We start from the raw sequence: 21182 nt of genomic DNA, 5'->3' as shown, positions 1-21182 counted from the left end.
TACGCAGCGACGATAACGATCCGAGAATCCGTTATTGGAACGCTTGCATCGCGCTTCCTATACTGGGCTCCCGGCGCACACGGCCCCGCCCTTCGAGGAAATCCGCATGACTTCGTCGCACGCAGCTCCCGACCTTTCCACCGGTACCGATTACGACGCGCTCGCGAGCCGGTTCCGGCCGATCTTCGAGCGTATCGCCGCCGGCGCCGCCGAGCGCGAACGCAACCGCGAACTACCCCACGAGGCGATCGGCTGGCTGAAGTCGGCAGGCTTTGGCGCGATCCGGCTGCCGGCAAGCGCCGGCGGCGCAGGCGCATCGCTGCCGCAGTTGTTCCGGCTGCTGACCGAGCTCGCCGCCGCCGATTCCAATTTGCCGCAGGCGTTACGCGGGCATTTCGCGTTCGTCGAGGACTGGCTGAACGCGACGCCCGGGCCGCAGCGCACGACCTGGTTCGACCGCTTCGCGAGCGGCCAGCTCGTCGGCAATGCGTGGTCGGAAGCCGGCGACGTACCGCTCGGCCAGACCGTCACGAAGGTGTCGGAGCAGAACGGCCGGCTCGTGCTGAACGGCCGGAAGTTCTACAGCACCGGCAGCCTGTTCGCCGACTGGATCGACGTGTTCGCGCAGCGCGCGCACGACGGCAGCGACGTGATCGTCGCCGTCGCGACCGCGCAGCCCGGCGTGATCCGCGACGACGACTGGGACGGCTTCGGCCAGACCACCACCGGCAGCGGCACGACGCGTTTCGAGAATGCGGCGGTCGACGCGGACAACGTGATCGATTTCGCACGCCGCTTCAAATACCAGACCGCGTTCTACCAGTTGTTCCACGTCGCGACGCTGGCCGGTATCGGCCACGCGATCGTGCACGATGCGGGCGAGCTCGTGCGCAACCGCACGCGCGTCTACAGCCACGGCAATGCGCAGCGTGCCGGCGACGACGCCCAGCTGCAGCAGGTGATCGGCGAGATCGCGTCATGGGCATACGCGGCCGACGCGCTCGCGCTGCGCGCCGCGCAGCCGCTTCAGCACGCGTACGAAGCGCGCTTCGGCGTCGACGAAGCGGCCGAGCAGGCCGCGAACGTCGCGGCCGAAATCGAATCCGCGCAGAGCCAGCTCGTCGTGTCCGAACTCGTGCTGCGCGCGGCGACGCGCCTGTTCGACGCGCTCGGCGCATCCGCGACCCGCAGCACGACCGCGCTCGATCGCCACTGGCGCAACGCGCGCACGGTGTCGTCGCACAACCCGCTCGTGTACAAGGCGCGCATCGTCGGCGACTGGATCATCAACGGCCGTACGCCGCCGTTCGTCTGGCGCGTGGGCAGCGGTGCGGGCGCCAATACCGACGCCGCAGCGGAAACGAGGGTCGCGCAATGAGCAAGACCATTCGCTTCAACGCATTCGAGATGAATTGCGTGGGCCATCAATCTCCCGGCCTGTGGGCGCATCCGCGCGACCGCTCGTGGCAGTACAAGGATCTCGACTACTGGACCGACCTCGCGCGCGTGCTCGAACGCGGGATCTTCGATGCGATCTTCATCGCGGACGTGATCGGCTATTACGACGTGTACAAGGGCAGCAACTATCACGCGCTGCACCAGGCCGCGCAGATCCCGGTCAACGATCCGCTGCAACTGGCCGCGCCGATCGCGATGGCGACCGAGCATCTCGGCATCGGCATCACCGCGTCGACGACGTTCGAGCACCCATACACGTTCGCGCGCCGGCTGTCGACCGCCGACCATCACACGAAGGGCCGGCTCGCGTGGAATATCGTCACGTCGTACCTGGAGAGCGGCGCGAAGAACGTCGGCGATCACGGGCTGCGCACGCACGACGACCGCTATGCGGTCGCGGCCGAATACGTCGAGGTGCTGTACAAGCTGTTCGAGGGCAGCTGGGAAGATGGCGCGGTGGTGCGCGATCGCGACGGCCGTGTGTTCACGCATCCGGAGAAAGTGCACGAGATCGGCCACAAGGGCCGCTTCTTCGACGTGCCCGGCTATCACCTGTGCGAGCCGTCGCCGCAGCGCACGCCGGTGCTGTTCCAGGCCGGCGCGTCGGGCCCCGGCAAGGCGTTCGCCGCGCAGCACGCCGAATGCGTGTTCGTCGCCGCGCCGACCCGCGACCAGCTCGCGCGCTACGTGGCCGACGTGCGTGCACAGGCCGCGGCAGCCGGGCGCGATCCGGCGAAGGTGCTGATCTACAACCTCGTCACGGTGATCGTCGACGAGACCGACGAGAAGGCGCAGGCCAAGTTCGACGAGTATCGCCGCTATGTGTCGTACGACGGCTCGCTGGTGTTCATGTCGGGCTGGACCGGCATCGACTTCGGCCAGTACGCGCCGACCGATCCCGTCAGGCGCGTCGAAACGAATGCAATCGTGTCCGCGGTCGAACACCTGTCGGGCGGCGACACCGCGTGGACGATCGAGGCGCTGGCGGCGTGGGGCGGCATCGGCGGGATGGGCCCGGTGTTCGTCGGGTCGGCGGCGACCGTCGCGGACATCCTGCAGGAATGGGTCGCCGCGACCGACGTGGACGGCTTCAATCTCGCGTATGCGGTCGCGCATGAAACCTTCGAGGACGTCGTGCGCTATCTCGTGCCCGAACTGCAGCGCCGTGGCGCGTATCCGACCGCGTATGCGCCGGGCACGCTGCGCGAAAAACTGTTCGGCGGCTCGGCGCGGTTGCCGGACGAACATCCGGCCGCGCAGTTTCGCGATATCGAACAGGTCAAGCGCGCGGCCGAGCGGGAAGCGGTCAGCGCTTGACGCGTCATATATCGAAGCCGGTCTGTCCGCATTCGCGCGGCGACCGGCTTCAGTACAAACGGCTTCGTGCGATTCGACGAAGCCGTTCGTGTTTTCCGAGGGGGCGGTAAACGCCCCCTCGGCGCTTACGCCACGCTTTCGTCGTCGACGTCATGCGCCGTCGGTTCGTACCGCACGATCAGCAGAAACACGATCGGCGTGACCGCACTGATCGCGACGACCCAGAACATGTCGGTGCCGAGACGGGCCTGCAGGATCGGCAGCACGAACAGCGCCAGCGCCTGGCCGATGCCGCACAACGACCGCCCGAAGCCGACGCCGGTGCCGCGAATCGCGGCCGGATACGACAGCGTCGGATAGATCATCATCTGTGCGCCGGGGCCGAAGCCTTCGGCGAACAACCACGTACCGAGCATCAGCAACACGACGCCGACCGCGATCGCCCCGTGCGGATGGCCTGCGAGCGCCAGCGCGACGAGCGCGACCGTTTGCAGCGCGAACCCCGCGATCGCGACATGACGCGACGCATACCGATATGCGAGACGCATGCCGAGCAAGCCGCCGGTGAACGCGAACAGCACGTTCAATGCGAGCGATGCCGCGATCGTCTCGAACACGCCCGCACCGAGGAATTGCGACAGGATCGACGGCAGGAAGAACGCGATCGCCGTGTATTCGAACGGGATGCACAGGTTCATCACGCTGGCGACGATCGTGCGCCCCAGATACGGACGCTGGAACAGCACGCGAATCCGCACGGGCGGCGGGCTCGGCTCGCGTCGCGCATCGTCCGCTTCATGCGCGTGGATGCCGTACGACTCGCGCAGGATGCGCGCGGCATTGGCCAGGTCGCCCTGATTCGCGGCCCACAGCGGCGACTCGTTCATGAAGCGGTTGCGGAACAGGATGATGACGAGCGCCGGCACCGCGCCGAAAATCAGCGATGCGCGCCACAGCCAGCCCGCATGCTCGGCCGGCAGCAGGAAATACAGGCCGAAGATCAACAGGAAGCACACCGACGACGCGACGTACCACATCGGGCACCACGCAGCGAGCCGCGACGCCTTGTTGCCGCGGCCGTTGAACTTCGAGAATTCGGCAAGAAACGCCATCGCGACGGGCAGGTCGATGCCGACGCCGAGCCCCATCACGAAGCGCGCGGCGATCAGCACCCAGACATTCGGCGCGAGCCCGGCCGCGATCGCCGCGACCACGAAGAACAGCATGTCGGCCATGAACACCTGGTAGCGGCCGATCCGGTCGGTCAGCCAGCCGCCGATCAGGCTGCCGAAGATCGTGCCGATCATGATCGCCGAACCGACCAGCCCGGTCAGCGCGGGCGTCAGCCCGAATTCGCGCGCGACGTCGTCGATGCCGTACGACAGCGTCGTCAGGTCGTACGCGTCGAGAAACACGCCGCCGAGCGCCAGCAGCACGATCATCCGTGCGTGGCTGACCGAACTGTCCACCGTATTGATCAGGCGCGCGACGTCGCTGGCCGAGCGGATGGGAGAAGAAACCGGCGTGACCGGGCTCAGATCGATCGAACTCATCGGATTCCTTAGTTTGATGCCGAATGCATGGCAAGGTCGTCGTGAAGCCGGGAACCGGGCAAGTGCCTGCGCGACCATCGCGGCGTCGAACGAACGCGGCGCCGCTGTCGCCGGGTTCCGGCAGCGGAAATTCTGTTCCTCCGGTCCGGCAATCCCAAGCGATATAAACCGATAAATTAATCGGCGTGCGTCATAAAGTTGCGCGGGCGGCGCTTGGCAGCGGCACGCATGTGCAATCGCGAATGCCTTCGCTAACGGATCGTCCCGCGCTTCGTTACATTAGCCGGTCACGCCGGCCCCGCCTCGCCGGCCCGCGCGGCACACGACTTCATTGCGCAGACGCCGACCGCACGAACGCGGCCAGATCGCGATTGAACCGCTCGGCTTCCTCGATGAACGGCGCGTGCCCCGACTCCGCGTACACCTTGCTGGCAATGCGCGGATTCAACTCGGCCGCGCGAGCCAGCGTCGCGTGCGTATCGACCAGCGCGTCGCGGCCGCCGTAGATGAAGAGCAGCGGCACACGCGCATTGCCGAGCCCCGCGGCGGCGAACACCGACATCGTCGGAATCGTCTTTTGCATGTCCCACGACGCCATCGCTGCGTTCGCGAGCAAGCGCTCGAACGTCACGGCATCCGGCCGACGGTTGAAGCACAGACCGACGAACGTACGCTCGCCATCGAGATGCGTTTTCAGGTCCGGCGCATTCATGTCCCGGTACACGTCCGGATGATCGACGATCTGGCCCGGCGCAAGCTCGACCACGCCATCGACATACACGGCGCCCGCGATCGCGCGATCGCCGTATTTGGCGAGGTAGTTCGAGATCACCACGCCGCCGAGCGACCAGCCGACCACGACGGGTTTGCGCGCATGCGCGCCGTCGATGACAGCGGCGAGATCGTCGCCCCAGCGGGTTCCGTCGCGATACGGTTGCGCGCCGAGCGGCTTGTCCGACAGCCCGTGGCCGCGCAGGTCGTACGTGATGATCCGGAATCCGCGCAGGTCGGGGCTCCGGACCTGCGCGTCCCAGTTCAGCCGGCTGCCGAGCAGGCCGTGGATCAGGATGACCGGCACGCCGTCGGGGTCGCCGCTTTCCTGCACGGCCAGCTTCACGCCATCCGCAGACGTCACGGTATAGCTCAGCGGCGCGGCGGCCGCGTCGTACGCCAGGGCGAACGGCGTCGCCCACCAGATCACGGCCATCAGCCAGCGGATCAGCACTCGGGTCGTCACGATTTTTCCTCCAGGCATGAACGGACGCCCAGTCTCAACCCTCACACTGGTGTGAGAGTCAAGCGGATCGTGCTAACCTGCTTTCCATGAAAAACCCGCCTACCCAGCCCCTGCTGACCATCGGCAAACTCGCGCAGCTCACCGGCGCGAGCGTGCGCTCGATCCGGCACTACGACGAGCACGGCCTGCTCGCGTCGGTGCGCGCGGCCAACGGCTATCGCCTGTTCGCCGACAACGCGGCGACGCAGGTCAAGCAGATTCAGCGCATGATCGCGACCGGCTTCACCCTCGACGACATTCGCGGCTTTCCGGACTGCATGCTGCTGATCGACGGCGCGCGGTCGTGCGACCAGATCACCGACGTCCAGCGCGCACGCCTCGAAGCGATCGACCGCCAGATCGCCGATCTCGAAAAGCGGCGCGCGCGGCTCGTCAAGATGTTGCGCGATGGCGCGGTGCCGCCGCTCGATTGACGCGCGGTTCGCCAGCCCGGCTCGGGCGCCGCCTCACCCGTCGGCCCCCCCACACCGAGATCGCGCGAGGATACGCGGCCGCCGCACCACCACAAAAAACGCGCCTATTCAATGACGGTCGATTACAAACGCTTTTTATAAGCGCATCCTTGACATGCCGAATCGCGTGGTATTTACTCCCATTGCACTCGACGCAATACGCAATCGCAGCACGAAAAAACAACAGGACTGAGAGTTGCATTTGCATCGGCATGCAAGAAATGCGCGTCGGCGAAATGCAAGACGAAGAAGTAAAACAGACGTGATCCGAACGGGGGCCACATCCATGTCCGCTACCAGCAAACCGCCGCCTGGCGGTTGATTCCCGTCATTCAGCCATCCGACCACGCAGGTCCGCCGACGGTTTTTCGATAGAACCGGGGCGGCATCGTCACGTGCGTCGTCCGCCCGCATCGCGTCGCGCATGCGTCGGGTTTCAATGCGAGACGGCATGTTCGCGGAATACTCATTTCAAAAATCCGGTGAGTCCCGAATTTCACCGGTCGCGCAATATAAATTCGGGATTTCTTTAAAAAAGATGTGCCTCGATATTTCACATATTGATGAAGGAATGAAAATGAGTACCACGACGATCGAAAATGCCGGTTACGGGGTCTACAACTCGACCATCGATGTCACGACCCAGGTGGCGGCGGCCTACAAGAACGGCCAGCGCGTATTCACCGCCAGCAATCAATGGGGCGATCCGGCGCCGGGCGAGCGCAAGTACCTGTACATCTTCTGGACCCGCAACAGCGAATGGCAGTCGGGCGTGACCGGCGAGAACGATTCTCACGGCGTGACGCTGCCCTGAACCGTATTCCGCGCGCGGGACGGGTCGCCGCGTCGCGGCAGCGTGCAGTCGCCGTACGGCCCGTGCGCGTCATCCCGCGCGCAGCGTGTTTCCCCACCCTACCGATCGACAGGAGTCTTTCATGCCGTCCATCTACGTGCAGAACATCTCGATTCCCGTGAGCACCGCCACGCCGTCCGACTCGGGCGTCATCACGGCCCAGACCACCTACAGCTTCCCGACCAACGTGATTGCGGCCGGCGCGTCGGTGGCCAGTTACTCGGCCTCGTTCGGCAGCACCGACCACCACCTGCGCACGGTAGGCGCGAGCGTGCAGGTCCAGACGCAGAACAATTCGCCGACGGTGACCATCACGGGCTCGCTCCAACTGATCGACAACAGCAATAACGAACTCAACCCGAGCAGTTGCTCGTTGACCGCGTCGGTCATTGCCTGGGCGCAATAAGCGACGTTCGCCGCCGCATCGCCACGATGCGCGGCGTCGTTCCATTGTCCGGTTTGCAGTCGTGCCTTTCATGGTCCTCCGCCCGCCGTTCGGGCCGAGGACCATTTTCTCGAGGAGTCGCCATGTCCACCAGCGCCAGCCAGCAAGCCGACATCCCCGCCCTGGGCGTGCTCCAGTTCGACGCCGGCAGCTTCGGTTCCGCCGTGAACCTGTTCCGCGGCAATCTCGCCTTTCCGCTCAAGCTGCTGACGCTGCCGGCACGTGGCGGGCTGGCGTTCGACCTGACCCTGCTGTACCAGAGCAACGTCGCGGACCAGGTCTCGCAATGGAACCTCACGAACCCGAGCGGCGCGCTCGGCGTGGGCTGGAGCATGCCGCTCGAACGCATCGTCGCGGAAACGCAGGGTACGGGCAGCCCGCTCGACGTCCAGTATTACCTGATGAGCCAGGGCCAGGCGATGCAGCTCGTGCCGATCCCGACGGCGTGGAGCCGCGGCACGCTGCCCGCCGACGCGTTCGACGACGCCGCGACCGCGGCGCTGTTCGCGAGCGACCGCGTGCCGGCGCCGCTCGCGTCCGCGCTGGAACGACACGGCTGGCGCCCGTCCGGCGACGCGCGGATCGCGTCCACCGGCCGCCCCGACGAGTGGCGTCTCGACGATGCGCCGCTGCGCCGCTCGCACCTGTTGCGCCGGCAACCGGACGGCACGATCACCGTGACCACCGACGGCCAGTCCTATGAAACGGCGCCCTACCAGTTCTGGCAGATCACGCACTACCCGGCTTGGGACAGCTGGGAAGTCGTCCGCCCGGACGGCACGGTCGCCACTTACGGCGGCTCGGATGCGGCCGCCGCCGCGCGCAACCTGATCCAGTGGGGCATCCGCTGGGGCAACTGGGTCGGCCCGAGCCGCCGCGCGGAAAACCAGCAGCGCTACGCGCTCGCGTGGAATCTCGCGCAGTTGCGCAATACGCTCGGGCACTGGATCGAATTTTCGTACAGCACGATCGAGCAGGCGGTCGGCGACGGCACGTTGACTTACACGCGCGAATGCCAGATCGCGAGCATGGAAAACGATCTCGGCTGGTCGTGCCGGTTCGCGTGGCAGCCGATGACCTACGACACCCGCTCGCTCGACGCGCCGAAGGAATACCTGGCCGCGCACGGCGACCCTGCCCAGGCGCCGGGCGACCAGCCGAACGCATGGCAGGACCGTTACGAGACGCGCTATCTCGACCACGTCGACGTGATCGACGGCTCGGGCGCGCAGCAGACCCGGCTCGATTTCGACTGGTACGACCTGACCCTGCTCGCGCCGCGCGACGCAGCCAATCCGCTCGCCACCGGCGCCTGCTACAAACGCTATCTGAAAGGGGTGACCGATACCTTCAGCGGCGGCGCGGCCCGCCCCGGCATCGCATTCGACTACAACTTCGATGCCGACGGCGCGCCGAACCCGGGCGCGATGACGTCGATGACGCTGCCCACCGGCGGCGTGCTGCGCTACACGTACGCCGAGATCGACGTGGGCGCGGACGAGAACGTCGATCCGGGCTCGCGCAACCTCACCGTCGACAATCCGTTCGGCGCCAGCCGGCCGGGCGCGCCGCGCATCTGGTACGGCGCCGACTACGTGGTCGTCGCCTGGTACGAGGCCAGCGAGAACGCGCTGCTGGTGAACGTCTACACGTGGCTGGGCCGCTGGATTTCGGCCTGGACGGACTGGCAGCGCTTCGACGGCGCGCTCGATCTCGATCGGACGGTAGCCACGACCAGCGCCGACAGCTTCATGCTGCTGCTGGCCAACCTCGACGACACGCAATCGACGCTCTATCTCGCGTCGCGCCGGCCGGTCGCGAACGCGGACTGGCATTTCGCGGGCGAGCCCGGCTCGCCCACGCCGTACCGCTACGACAGCACGCAACTGCGGATCGCCAACGGCGCCGACTTCTTCGTCGTGATCGACGACGACGATCGCCGCGTCGACCGCTACGCGCTGAACTGGCAGACGCGCGACTGGGACGTCGCGCCCGCGCTCGCGAGCGGCACGTGCTGCCCGTCCGGCAGCGTCAATACGCAATCGTACGTGGCGGCGACCACCAATCACTATCTGGTGTTCTGCTATGACGAGGACACGGCGCGCGGCCGCTTCAGCCTGATGGTCCGCGATGCGGCGACGCTGGCGTGGCGGCTCGGCAGCACGCTGGACACCGACGCGATCACGATTCCGGCGGTCGGCGCCACGTCGTATTTCCAGCTGTCGATGGGCCAGGGCTTCGCGGCCGCCGCGTGGATCGACCGCTATGCGTCGTCGGGCGGCGTGGTGCAGGCTTTCGACTACCGCCTGGCCGTGCTCGCGTGGGACGACGACTACGGCAACCTCGCGTTGCGCCCGCTGCCCGACGTATTCGACGGCCCGGGCTTCACGAACCTGTCGCCGGCCTTCATGCAGACGCTCGGCCCGGTGATCACCGGCAACAGCCTGATCGGCTCGGGCCCGAACGTGCTGGTGTTCGACGGCGTGAGCTGGTCCTACCACTTCGCCGGCATCCAGTACGCGCCCGGCAGCGACGCGAACCGCCAGTTCTACTGGTACGCGTGGGATCAGCTCGGCGTGCTGAAGACGGAGAACACGACGTCGGCGCTCTACGCCGCGCTCGACAGTTTCGATCCCGACGCCGACACGCCGTGGGTCACCCAGGTGCTGCAGGACCAGGACCCGGCGCCCGCGGACCGCGAGACGCAGGGCTTCCCGACGCTGGCCGGCACGTTCCTGTCGCAGAACCGCGACCTCTACGGCCGGTCGGTCTGGCCCGCGTGGAACCCGCTCGCCGGCTTCCGGCTGGGCGAGATCACCGTCGATCGCTTCGACAGCACGACCGTCATCAACCAGGCGCCGGACTTCCTCGCGTTCATGACGCTCGACGCCGACGGTGCGCCGCTCGACACGCAGGTGCGCTTCTTCTGCAACGGCGGGCTGCTGCGCGACGCGCAAGGCGAGCCGGTGGTCGAGCGTTTTCCCGGGCAGCAGATGTTCCGCCTGCTCAACAGCACGCTGCACTACGAGACGGCCATTTCGGGCAAGCTGCCGGCGATTCCGTCGGGGTTCGTGACCTTCCCGTCGGGCAACGAGATCGACGCATCGACCCACATCACGCTGCACCGCTATGCGAATCACTCGCTGCATGCGCCGCTCGCGGCCTTCGTCGTGACCGCGCTCGCGATGGACAGCGGCTACGACACGATGCTGCGCTGCTACGCGTACGCGGACGTGTCGGCCAACACCGATCCGTCGGGCAGCATCGTGCAATTCTCGACGGTGTCCGAATACCAGGCGTGCGAGACGCCTCAGGCGCAGCGCTACGGCTGGACCACGAGCCATTTCTACAACGGCCTGCCCGCGCGGACGCTGCAGTTGCCGGACGATTGCCGCATCCGCGCCGGCGTACGCGGGACGGCCGCGCCCGTCGACGACGCGTACTCGCTGGCGGCCGGCCTGCTGCTGTCGAGTTCGGTGTACGACCGCGACGGCACGCTGCTGTCGTCCACCACCAGCGACTGGACCTACACCGACCAGGTCGCGAGCGACGCGAACGGCGCCACGCTGCGCAATCTCTACGACGCCGTGCCGCAGATCGCGACGTCGGTCGAGAGCCTGCAGGGCGTCGCGCGCACCATGACCTATGCGTACAACGCGGCGTCGGGCTATCCGACTACGGTCCAGACTGCCTATTACGACAGCCGGGGCGAGCTCAACGTCACGCAGCGCACGTCGCTGTTCGGTTTCGAGGTCTACCCGGCGATGTGGAGCGCGCACATCCTCGCGCCGGTGGCCAGCGCATCGACGCGGGTGCAGGCGAACGGCGGCTGGCTGTTGCAGGCCGCGAAGGCGCAGACCTTCCGCAACTGGGCGCACGACGACGGCACCACCTATCTCGCGGAAGCCGACAGCTGGGTCGCGGTCGACGAGAACGCGCCGCCGTTCGCCGCGTGGAACGGCGGTCAGCCCGGCGCGGGCTGGCTGCTGGAGGAGCGTATCGACACGCGCGACGGCGAGGGCAACGTGCTGCTCTCGCACGACGTCACCGGCCGGCCGATGGCTTCGCTGTTCGACGATGCAGCACGCTTTCGCATCGCCGGCTTCGTCAATTCGGCGGGCGGCAATGCGTACGACAGTTTCGAGGATTACCAGCGGCCGACCTGGAGCCTGCCGGCCGGCGCCGCCGTCTATCGCGACGACGCGGCCAGCGGCACCGCCTGCCTGCAGATCACCGCGTCGGCGACGCTCACCCGTGCCGTGACGCTGACCGACGGCCGCGCGCGGCAGTTGTTCGGCCTCTGGTTCAAGAGCCCGCCCGGCGCGACCGCGAGCGACTTCACCGTGACGTTGACGCTCACCGCGCCGGGCGGCGCGCAGTTGAGCCGGCGCCTCGCGCCCACCGCCGGCCAGTGGCAACCGCAGCAATGGACCGTCGATCCGTCGTCGCTCGGCCTCGGCGCGAACGCCACCGTCACGCTCGGCATTCGGGCCGAACTGCCGGCGGGCGGCGCGGCGTGGCTGCGGCTCGACGACGTGTTCTTCACGCCGCTCGACTGCCAGTTCCAGTCGATCGCCTACGACGGCGCACGGCTGCGCACGCTCGGCACCACCGCGCCGAACGGCGTGCGCTCGCGCACGCTCTACAACCCGTTCGCCGAGCCGTCCGTGACGGTCGGCCCCTGGGACAATCCGAGCCTGATCAGCATGACCTGGTTCGCCGCGCAGGACACGACGATCGGACCGGCCGCGCCGTTTCCGCGCGCCACGCCGAACGCGGCGATCAACGTCAACGGCCAGGGGATCGGCATATACGACGGTTTCTGCAACGGCGCGCTGGCGTTCTACACGGCCGCGTCGGGCAATGCGGCCGACTGGAGCACGGGCGGCGGGCTGCTCAGCTATCACGGCGAAGCGGCCGGGCCGCTCGGCGCGCGGCTCGAACGCACCGGTTTCGCGGCGGCGAGCATCGCCGCGCGCGTACTGGTCGACCGCGCCAGCCTCGGCGACGCGGTGCTCGGCACCGGCACCTGGTTCGTCGGCTTCAGCCCGGCGCAGGGCTGGCGTCTGTGGCGGCTCGACGGCGCGAACCCCGTGCTGCTGCAATCCGACAGCGGCGCGCCGGCCGCACGGGAATGGCTGCTGGTGGCCGTGGCGGGCCGCGTGCTGTTCTTCGCCGACGGGCTCAAGGTGTTCGAATATGCGGACGCCGCGGTCGCCGCCCCGTTCGGCGTCCAGCTCGGCATGACGCAGCCCGGCAGCTTCTCGGCGCTGGCCGTGGCCGAGGACGTCGGCCTGAGCGTCGAGTATCGGGATGGCCTCGCGCGCAGCCTGCAGACGCTGAAGCTCGAATCGGCCGATAGCGCGGTGCTCGACACCGGCGTGTACGACGATCGCGGCAACACCGCGATCCGGGCACTCACGAGCCGTGTCACGGTGTCCGGCGCACAGGCGTTGTTCGTCTATCAGGACGGGCTGGTGACCAACGGCGGCGCCGACGGCAGCCTCTGGCAAGGCGCGCCGCTCGAGGGCGCGCTCGCCGCGTGGCATCCCGACGCCGGCGGCTATCCGTTCGCGCGCACGGTCTACGAAAACGCCCCGCTCGGCCGGCCGGTGGCGTTCGGTCAGCCCGGCTACGACTATGCGATCCGGCCCGGCAGCACGCATTACGCGACGCGCGGCTACGGCGTCAACGCCGACGCGGGGCGCTTCGCCTATCCGCTGCCGATCGGCGAGTATCACCTGACCACGGACGTCGATCCCAACGGCGCGGTCACGCAAAGCTGGTCGGACACGGCCGAGCACCTGATCGGCCGCGTCGTGCAGAACGCGCTCACCGACGACAGCCTCGACTGGCGCATGAGCCAGATTTACGACGCGCAGGGCCGCACCATCGCGTCGGTGCCGCCCGCGTCGTACGCGGCAGGCGGCGCCGGCACGAAAGCCGTGCCGGCCGGCAGCAGCACCGCCGACTACGACTTCGCCGGGCACCGGCTCAGCTCGACCGATCCCGACAGCGGCACCACGCAGATCGTCTACAGCAGCGCCGGGCTGATGCGCTTCCTCGCCGACGGCAATGCATTGAACGGCGGCTACATCGCCTACCGGAAATACGACACGCTGAGCCGCGTGATCGAGGAAGGCACCTGTGCCGTCGCGTGGGACCGCGCGCAGCTTCAGCAGCATGCCGACGACCCGGAGTGGCCGCCGTCGTCGCCCACCTGGAGCGTGCGCCGCCACTACGACGGCGACGGATCGGATGCGACCCAGGACGACCATCTCGCCGGCCGGCTCTGGAAGGTGGAGGTCAACCAGGGCGACGCCGGGCAGGCCGGCTTGACCGAGACGGTCGCGTACGACCGGGCCGGGCGCGTGCTCGCGCGGCGCCGGCAATTCGCCGGGACGCCCGCGGGCGACTGCGTCATCGCGAATACGTGGTCGGCCGGCGGCAATCTGCTGTCGAGCACGGATTCGACCACGGGGCTCGTCAGCCTGCGCCGTTACGACGCGCTCGGCCGCGTGCTCGAGGTCGCGGCCGACACCGGCGGCACGACGACGGTGCTGATCGCGCACGAGTACGAGCCGAACGGCAAACCGGCGCTCACCCGCCTGTTGCCCGACGGCAAAGGCGCGTCGATGCTGTCCCGACGCTTCGCGTACACGCCGCCCGGCTGGCCCACAGTCAGCGATGCCGGGGGCGTGCTCAGGGAAACGCTCGCCTACGACACCGGCGCCTGTGAGGGCGGCGGCTATTACAACGGCGAAATCGCACGACAGACCGTCACGTCGGACGTGCCCGGCGGGTCGGTCGGGCCGGCCTGCACCACGATGGATTCGCTCGGCCAGCTGACCGCGTTCGGTTCCGGCGCCGACGCGCAACGCTGGGAGATCGACCTGAACGGCAACTTCGAGCGGCACACGCGCGGCGCCGATTCGGCCGGCTACACGTATGCGGCCGGCACCAACCGCCTGACCGGCTACACGGCCGCGCAGGACACCACCACGTTCGCGTACGACCATGCGGGCGGCATCGTCGGCGCGAGCGACGGCGCGGGTGCGACGTGCTGGCAGATCGGCTATGACGCCGGTACCGGGCGGCCCGTCAGCTACGCCGGCCCCGGTGCGTCGCTATCGATCCTGCGCGACGCGGACGGCAATCGCGCGGCGCTGACCCGGACGAGCGGCGGCGCGACGTCGCAGCGCTTCCAGACGTCGATGCCCGACGGCGAACTCATGGTCGACGCGGCGAATGGCGCGAGCGCGCCGACCCGCTTCATCGCCGCGCTCGACGTCCAGGTGGCATGGCACGACGGGCGCTTCTACTTCGCGCTGCTCGACCATCTCGGCAGCGTGCGCGTGCTGCTCGACGCGAGCGGCGAGACCGTCGGCGCGTGGCAGTACGACGTGTACGGCCAGCCCACCGTGCTGGTGGCCGCGCCGTTCGCGTGGCCGCGCCTGTTCACCGGCCACAACTACGACGCGGATTCCGGTTTCTACGACTGCAACGCGCGCTTCTACCACCCGGGCTACGGCCGCTACCTCAGCGTCGATCCGATGCTGGAAACGCCGTCGCCGTACGTCTATGTCGGCAACAACCCGCTCGTCTTCACCGATCCGAGCGGCATGAACGTGTGGGGCATCATCGTCGGCGCGCTGGTCACGCTGGCGGTGGGTGTGGCCGGCGTGCTGCTGCTCGGCACCGGCATCGGCGCGGCGATCCTGGTGGGCGTCGTGGCCGGCGCGGTCGGGTCGATGGCCGGCGACCTCATGAGCATGGCCACCGGCGACCAGATCAGCTGGAAACAGTTCGGCATCGATGCGCTGGCCGGTGCGGCGGCCGGCGCGGCCGGCGCGCTCGCGGGCGGCGGCGCCGGCGCACTGACCGCGCGCGCGGCGCTCGGCCTGAGCGCGGGCAAGGTAGCCACCACGCTGTCGGTGTCGCTCGTCTCCGGCATCGCGGGCGGCGTGGCCGGCGGCGCGGCCGGGGCCGGCGTGACGGCCGGCATGACCGGGCAGCCGTTCTTCAGCCGCGCGACCGCGCTGAACATCGCGATCGGCGCGGTGGCGGGCGGCGGCGCCGGGCTGATGGCGGCGGGCGCGCACCTCACCTTCTTCACCGGCAAGGCGTCGGTCGGCGTGAACCCGACGCCCCTGGAGAACGCCGGCGAAATCCCGAACTATCCGCCGCCGAACGCGCCCGGCTTGCCGAGCGAACCCGGCCAGAGCGGCCTGGTCGGCAAGGTGCGGATCCTGATGCCGAACGATCCGGTCACGGCCAGCGTGAAAGCCCGGTGGGACGCGTTCACCACCGATCTGCAGCGGCAGCAGTTCGCGGAGAATCTCACGCGGGTCGGCAACCTCGACGTCGACGTCGTCGCGACGCACGGTATTTCGCGCAGCGCGATGGTCGAGTGGACGGCCAAGAACGGCGTGCCGATCAACCGGCCGACCTCCGCGTCCACGCTGGCGCGGTTCCTGCGCGCGCAGGGCTATGGCGCGGCCGATACGAACTTTCCCGCCGCGTCGGGCAGGCCGATCAAGCTCGTCACCTGCTTCGCCGGGATGGCCGGCCGCTTCAGTTTCGCGCAGGCGCTGGCCAACGAGCTGCAAGTCGACGTGTACGCGCACTGGTGGGTCGTCTATCCGACCAACAATGCGACGCCATGGATCCGCTTTCAGCCGCGCTGACGGCGCGGCGCATCGCGACAGGCGACGACGGCCGCGTGGCGGCCGTCGCGCATCGGGCACGCTACGCGGCTCTATTCTTATGCCCGTGGGGTGGATTTCCCCGATCCGTTTGTTCCGACGTCAATCGTCGAAGGTGCCCTGATATTCCGGCGCGGCGTCCGCGCGCGTGTTCAGTTCGAACATCACGCCACCCGGCGCGCGGCAAAAGAAGCGCGAGCCGCGCCCGTTGTTGAAGACGTCCGTCTCCATCGCGACGCCCTCCTCCTTGAAGCGCGCGAACAACGCTTGCACGGCCTCGAGGCTCGGCAGTTCGAAGCCGACGTGGAAATGGGTCGGCCACGCGGGCACGCCGTCGCCGACGTGATCGATCACGACGTCGAAGCCCGGGCGTTTGAGAATCCACGATTTGTCCCAGCTTCCCGCGATCGTGAAGCCGAGGTATCGCTCGAAGAATCGGGCCGTCGCCAGCGTGTCGGCAGAGGGGAAGCTCAGGTGGTTGAGTTTCATCGTGTGGGTCGTGTCGGTCATGGTCGCGCGCTCTGATGCGGTGAAGGGCGAAGGCTCCATGCCATGCCGCCCGAGGACTTCAGAATACGAGCGCGGGCTCGCATTCCACAACTCGCATTGGACGTTCCGCCGGATGCGCGTGGAACCCTTGCCGCGCCGTCGGTTGCGGGATGGCGACGATCGCGGCGGATAGTGTGACTCGCATTCGCGACGGCATCGTCGATGCGCGGTGCCCGATCGACTGGCGACATCAAACGACGACGGCCCGGGATTCGCGAACGAACCCCGGGCCCTCGATCGACAGCGGATGGTGCCGGGCTGAGTATCCATTGCCCGGCACCGCGCGTCGCTCAACGCGACGCGGCCTGCATCAGAACTGATAACCCGCGCCGACCACCGCACCGAAGTCCGACCGCGTGTTGCCCGTCACCGATGCCTTGACGACCCAGCGGTTGCTCTCCGTCACGTACGAGTAGCCGGCCGCGAAGCCCTGCTGGCCGTGATAGTTCGACGTCGCCGCCGACACCATCGAACGCCCCGCGCCGGTCGGCTGCGGCAAGCCCGCCACCGCCATCGCCGACGCGACGCCGCCGTACATGTCCTTCTTCAGGTCGTTGAACGAGTTGTACACCTGCCCGATGCGCTGGTCGGTATAGCCCTTCGCCTGCGTCGACGCGGTCGCGAGGTTGTCGTTCAGCTGCTGCACGTTCACCGCGTCGGTCGGCGCCGTGCCGGCCGCGACGTTCGTGACCTGGCGCTCGCTGCCCTTCGCGCCGACCGAGAACGAATTGTCGCGATCGGCGACCGAACCCTGGCCGACCGCCACCGCGTTCTTGCCGGTTGCGGTCGCCGTCGACCCGATCGCACCCGCATCGGCGCGCGCGATCCACGTGGTGTTCGCATCGGTCGCGGTCGCACGGATCCGGTCGTTGACCGCGACATTCTGCAGCGCGGCGTTGAACTGGCCCATGTTGACCGCGTCGTTGGCGTTCACGCCCGCCGCCACGCCGGTCAGCACGCGATCGCCCGCCGTGCCGGAGAAGTTCACGCTCGTACCGGCAGACGCCTTGCCGACCGTGATCGCGCCGTTCGGGTCCTGCTGCTGCACGAGGCCGGCCTTGCCGTTCGCGATGTTGGTCACGCTCCCTTGCAGGCTCGAGATGTCGGTGGTGTTCTTCGACACCTGCTGATTGGTCGCGTAGAGCTGCGAGCCGTTCACCGCGTCGGTGCTGGTCGCGCCGAGCGTGCCGGCCTGCACGTTGGTGATGCGCGTGCCGCCCGCGCCGCCGAGCGTGATCGTGCTCTTCGAGCTGTCGTCGTACTGCACCGCGAGCGCGCCGAGCTGGTTCAGGTTCGACTGCACGTCCTTCAGCTGCTTCACGTTCACCGCGTCGGTATCGCTGGTGCCGGCCGCGACGTTCTTCAGCACGACGGCCGACGTGGCGTCGCCGCCGACGAGCGACACCGAATTCAGCCGGTTGCCGCTCGGGTCGACGTCGTACTTGACGACGTTCTTCACCGCTTCGCCGGCCTGGTTCGACACGTTCGTGATCTGCTGTTCGAGCGCGGTCTTCACGCCCGACAACTGGCCGCCGTTGACCGCGTCCGTGCTGCCCGCGGCGAGGTTGCCGTCGGCCACGTTCGTCAGCTTCGTCGGCGCACCGCCGCGCGCGGCGTTGAACGCGCCGAGCGTCGGGTCGAATTGCAGCGCATCCTGCTGCAGCCCGGCAATCGCGGCCGTGTTGTTCGTGATATTGGTTTCGGCGTTGCCGAGGCGCGTTTCGTGATTCGCGAGCGTCGTCGTGTTGCTGCCGACGCGGCCGTCGAGGTTCGTCAATGCGTCGCCGACGTTGTTATACGCGCTGCCGCCGATCTTGTAGTTCGGTGCGCCGATCGAGCCGTCCGGGTTCGCCGTCGCGCCGCCGCCGAGCGCGGTCGCGGCGCCGTCGGTCGCGCGACGCAGTTGCGCGCCGTTCACCGCATCGGTGCTGCCGGCCGCCACGTTGCCTTCCGCGACGTTGGTCACGCGCACCGGATTCCCGCCGTTGCCTGCGCCGAGCGACACCTGCTGCTTGCTCGCATCGTCGTATTTGACGGCGAGCGCGTCGAGCTGGCTCGTCCCGTCGTGAATCGCCGCGGTCAGCTGATCGACGTTGACCGCGTCCGTTCCGCTCTTGCCGGCCGCGACGTTGCTGATCAGCTGCGGGCCGTGGCCGCCGTGGCTTGCATCGTATGCACCGAGGCCCGGGTTCCACTGCAGCGCGTCCTGCTGAAGCGCCGCGATGTTGCCGGTGTTCGTCGTCACCTGGTTGCCGACGGCCGTGATCGACTGGTTCAGCGTGTCGGTCGCCTTGCCGAGCTGGCCGACGTTCACCGCGTCGTTCGCGGCCACGCCGTCCGCGACGTTGTGCAGGCCGACCGGCGCCGTTGCACCCGTGCCGCCCAGCGTAACGCCGCCGTGCGCATCGTCGTCGTACTGCACCGCGTTCTTCGTCGCGTTGCCGATCTGGCTCGTGATCGACGTGCTCAGGTTGCCGAGCGTCGTGCTGAGGTTGTTCGTCACGCTCGTGCTCAGCGATGCAAGGCCGCCCGTCAATTGGCCGACGTTCACGGCGTCGTGCGTATCCTTGCCGTCCGCGACGTTGTGCAGCGTCGTGCCGTTGGGGCCGGCGAACGTCACCGAGTCGAAGCCGCTCGCGCCGTCGTACTTGACGTTGCGCGTATCGGCCGCCTGCAGGTTGACGATGTTCGACGCCGCGGTGCTCAACGATCCGTTGATGCCGGTCACGCTGTTCTGCAGGTTCGTGATGTTCGACGCCGCCGTCGACAGGGACGTCTGCAACGGCGCGACGCTGCCCTTCAACTGGCCGACGTTGACCGCATCGGTATCGGCGACGCCCGCAGCCACGCCGCCGATCGTCGTGCCGGTCGCGCCGTCGAGCGCGATCGCCGCATGCGAGTCGTCGGTGTATTTGACGACGTTCTGCGTCGCCGTGACGATGCTCGTGCTCAAGCTGTTGCCGACGCTGGTCACGCGCTGGTCGACGTTCGAGATCGTGGTCGACAGCGAATTGCCCACCGACGTCACGCGTGCGTCGACATTGCCGATGCCCGTGCTCAGCGTGTTGTTCACGTTCTTCAGCTGCTGGACGTTGACCGCATCGGTATCGGCCGCGCCCGCCGCGACGTTCTTGAGCTGGCGTTCGCTGCCGAGCGCGCCGAACGATACCGCGCCGCCGACCGGTGCGGCCGTGCCGCCGAATACCGGCGTACCGCCGTTGTTCGCGCCGACGCTGCCCGAGCCGATCGCCACCTGGTTGTTGTCGTTCGTCTGCGCGCCGGCGCCGATCGCCACCGACTGGGTGCCGGCGGCACGCGTCTGCGTGACCGCGTCGTACGATGCGCCGGCCGATACGCCGTCGCTCGACGTCGGGTTCGCGCCGCCGATCGCGACCGAGCGGTCGCCGCTGGCGAGCGCCGAGTGTCCGAGCGCGATCGAGCTCGTGCCGTGCGCGTCCGCGACGTTGCCGAGCGCCATCGAGAAATCGCCGACCGCCGCCGACTGGCGGCCGATCGCCAGCGCCGTGTTGCCCTGTGCGACCGCGACCGTGCCGATCGCGGTGGCCGAGTTCGCCAACGCCTGCGAGCCGACCCCGATCGCAATCGCGCCGCCGCTGCCGCTACCGCCCTTGCTGCTCGCATTCGACTGGTCGCCGATCGCGATGCCGCTGGCGCCGGCCTTCGCATTGGTTCCTTGCGTCACGTTGGTGGTGCTGACTGCCACGTAGCTGCCGTTCTTGGTCGCCACGCACAGCGGGTTGGTGCCGTCGATGCACTGGCCGTTCAATGCATTGTCCGGGTTGCCGCGGTCGACGAAATTGTCCGCGTGGGCGGCGCCGGCGATCAGCACACCCGCGCCGGTGAACATCGCGGCGGCGAGCGCCGAAATCTGCTTCCTCTTCATGGTCTTCTGCTCCGTTGTGTAGCGTCTGGTTTGAATACGGACTACTTATTTTTATTGACAGCTTCGACTTCGATTGCGACTTCGTTTCGGAAGCGGATTCCGCTACCGGGCCACCATATCGACACGACACGCATCGAGCACCCGTTTCGGCAGGGCGTTCGAAAGCCGCGGGCATGTCGTCGCCCCGACGTCCCGCTCCGTTAATTCGACAATTGCATTAGGAATACGTATTGATTCTCATGGACGAGTTTCCCCCGACTGAATCCGGAGATTCAACCCGTCGTCATGTACATCCCCGATTTGTCGTCGCGCCGACCGCGACCCACCACGCTTCTTTTATTTCATCCCCGGCAACCGGGTTTCATTTCCGTGCAGCGAGCACGGCCCTGGACAGTCATCAATTGATGCGCCGGTCCCGGGTCAGGCAACGTCCGTCACCGCTTGCGGCGCCTCCGCTGCCCTGCTCCACCCGTCGCTCAAAGTTCGGACGAATTATGAGACACGAGCCTGAGTTATTAAAGACGGCATTCTTTATAGATTGTAAAATTCAAAATATTCAACGGCTTAGGCAAAACATATCCATTGCGCAAACGATTTCGCGCCGACGCCGTTATTAAAAATCTTTTACCGAGCGGATAAATACTTTGCC

The 21182-nt window shown here is 67.7% G+C and carries 10 protein-coding genes; 6 read left to right on the top strand and 4 right to left on the bottom strand.

Features of this window, described 5'->3' with window-relative positions:
* Window positions 1-106 precede the first annotated feature (106 nt).
* The gene (locus KR541_RS32440; protein ID WP_050015272.1) at window positions 107-1378 is read left to right on the top strand and encodes an acyl-CoA dehydrogenase family protein; all 1272 of its coding nucleotides are present in this window, start codon (window positions 107-109) and stop codon (window positions 1376-1378) included.
* Window positions 1375-2775 carry an LLM class flavin-dependent oxidoreductase gene (locus tag KR541_RS32435; RefSeq protein ID WP_089490034.1) on the top strand — a complete coding sequence of 467 codons (1401 nt, stop codon included), beginning with the start codon at window positions 1375-1377 and terminating at the stop codon, window positions 2773-2775. Before KR541_RS32440 ends, KR541_RS32435 begins: the two co-directional genes overlap by 4 nt.
* 125 nt (window positions 2776-2900) lie before the next feature.
* Here the strand turns inward: KR541_RS32435 and KR541_RS32430 are convergent, their stop codons facing one another.
* On the bottom strand, window positions 2901-4328 hold the full coding sequence (locus KR541_RS32430; protein WP_089490035.1) for an MFS transporter: 1428 nt from the start codon (window positions 4326-4328) through the stop codon (window positions 2901-2903).
* 328 nt (window positions 4329-4656) lie between these two features.
* Entirely contained in the window at window positions 4657-5565 is a 909-nt protein-coding gene (locus KR541_RS32425) for an alpha/beta fold hydrolase (RefSeq protein ID WP_089490036.1), read from the bottom strand.
* An 86-nt stretch (window positions 5566-5651) separates the two neighbouring features.
* On the opposite strand from KR541_RS32425, the gene KR541_RS32420 reads away from it, so the two are divergent.
* The 4 genes from KR541_RS32420 to KR541_RS32405 all read left to right on the top strand — a co-directional run bounded on the left by KR541_RS32420 (window position 5652) and on the right by KR541_RS32405 (window position 16062).
* Window positions 5652-6038, top strand: a complete 387-nt coding sequence (locus tag KR541_RS32420) for a MerR family transcriptional regulator (protein WP_216090081.1) — start codon at window positions 5652-5654, stop codon at window positions 6036-6038.
* A 490-nt stretch (window positions 6039-6528) separates the two neighbouring features.
* Complete coding sequence (locus KR541_RS32415; RefSeq protein WP_124630135.1) at window positions 6529-6891, top strand: DnaJ-like protein C-terminal domain-containing protein; 363 nt, start codon at window positions 6529-6531, stop codon at window positions 6889-6891.
* A gap of 121 nt (window positions 6892-7012) precedes the next feature.
* Window positions 7013-7336, top strand: coding sequence for a hypothetical protein (locus KR541_RS32410; protein WP_050015283.1), 324 nt, complete (start codon window positions 7013-7015; stop codon window positions 7334-7336).
* Between the two features lie 122 nt (window positions 7337-7458).
* The gene (locus KR541_RS32405) at window positions 7459-16062 is read left to right on the top strand and encodes an RHS repeat domain-containing protein (protein ID WP_216090080.1); all 8604 of its coding nucleotides are present in this window, start codon (window positions 7459-7461) and stop codon (window positions 16060-16062) included.
* A 120-nt stretch (window positions 16063-16182) separates the two neighbouring features.
* Here the strand turns inward: KR541_RS32405 and KR541_RS32400 are convergent, their stop codons facing one another.
* A complete protein-coding gene (locus KR541_RS32400; RefSeq protein ID WP_176015925.1) occupies window positions 16183-16590 on the bottom strand; it encodes a VOC family protein in 408 nt (135 codons plus the stop codon).
* Between the two features lie 349 nt (window positions 16591-16939).
* Window positions 16940-20533, bottom strand: coding sequence for a YadA family autotransporter adhesin (locus tag KR541_RS32395; RefSeq protein ID WP_050015287.1), 3594 nt, complete (start codon window positions 20531-20533; stop codon window positions 16940-16942).
* Window positions 20534-21182 lie beyond the last annotated feature (649 nt).

It is taken from the genome of Burkholderia sola, assembly GCF_905400185.1.
Lineage (GTDB): Bacteria > Pseudomonadota > Gammaproteobacteria > Burkholderiales > Burkholderiaceae > Burkholderia > Burkholderia sola.
Note: the sequence above shows the minus strand (reverse complement) of the source record. Positions and strands in the feature narration are given on the sequence as shown.

What these genes read in the sequence shown, in the direction of transcription:
- KR541_RS32395 (WP_050015287.1), bottom strand. Translation starts at nt 20,533, where the DNA reads ATGAAGAGGAAGCAGATTTCGGCGCTCGCCGCCGCGATGTTCACCGGC.
- KR541_RS32420 (WP_216090081.1), top strand. Translation starts at nt 5,652, where the DNA reads ATGAAAAACCCGCCTACCCAGCCCCTGCTGACCATCGGCAAACTCGCG.
- KR541_RS32440 (WP_050015272.1), top strand. Translation starts at nt 107, where the DNA reads ATGACTTCGTCGCACGCAGCTCCCGACCTTTCCACCGGTACCGATTAC.
- KR541_RS32405 (WP_216090080.1), top strand. Translation starts at nt 7,459, where the DNA reads ATGTCCACCAGCGCCAGCCAGCAAGCCGACATCCCCGCCCTGGGCGTG.
- KR541_RS32400 (WP_176015925.1), bottom strand. Translation starts at nt 16,590, where the DNA reads ATGACCGACACGACCCACACGATGAAACTCAACCACCTGAGCTTCCCC.
- KR541_RS32430 (WP_089490035.1), bottom strand. Translation starts at nt 4,328, where the DNA reads ATGAGTTCGATCGATCTGAGCCCGGTCACGCCGGTTTCTTCTCCCATC.
- KR541_RS32415 (WP_124630135.1), top strand. Translation starts at nt 6,529, where the DNA reads ATGTTCGCGGAATACTCATTTCAAAAATCCGGTGAGTCCCGAATTTCA.
- KR541_RS32410 (WP_050015283.1), top strand. Translation starts at nt 7,013, where the DNA reads ATGCCGTCCATCTACGTGCAGAACATCTCGATTCCCGTGAGCACCGCC.
- KR541_RS32435 (WP_089490034.1), top strand. Translation starts at nt 1,375, where the DNA reads ATGAGCAAGACCATTCGCTTCAACGCATTCGAGATGAATTGCGTGGGC.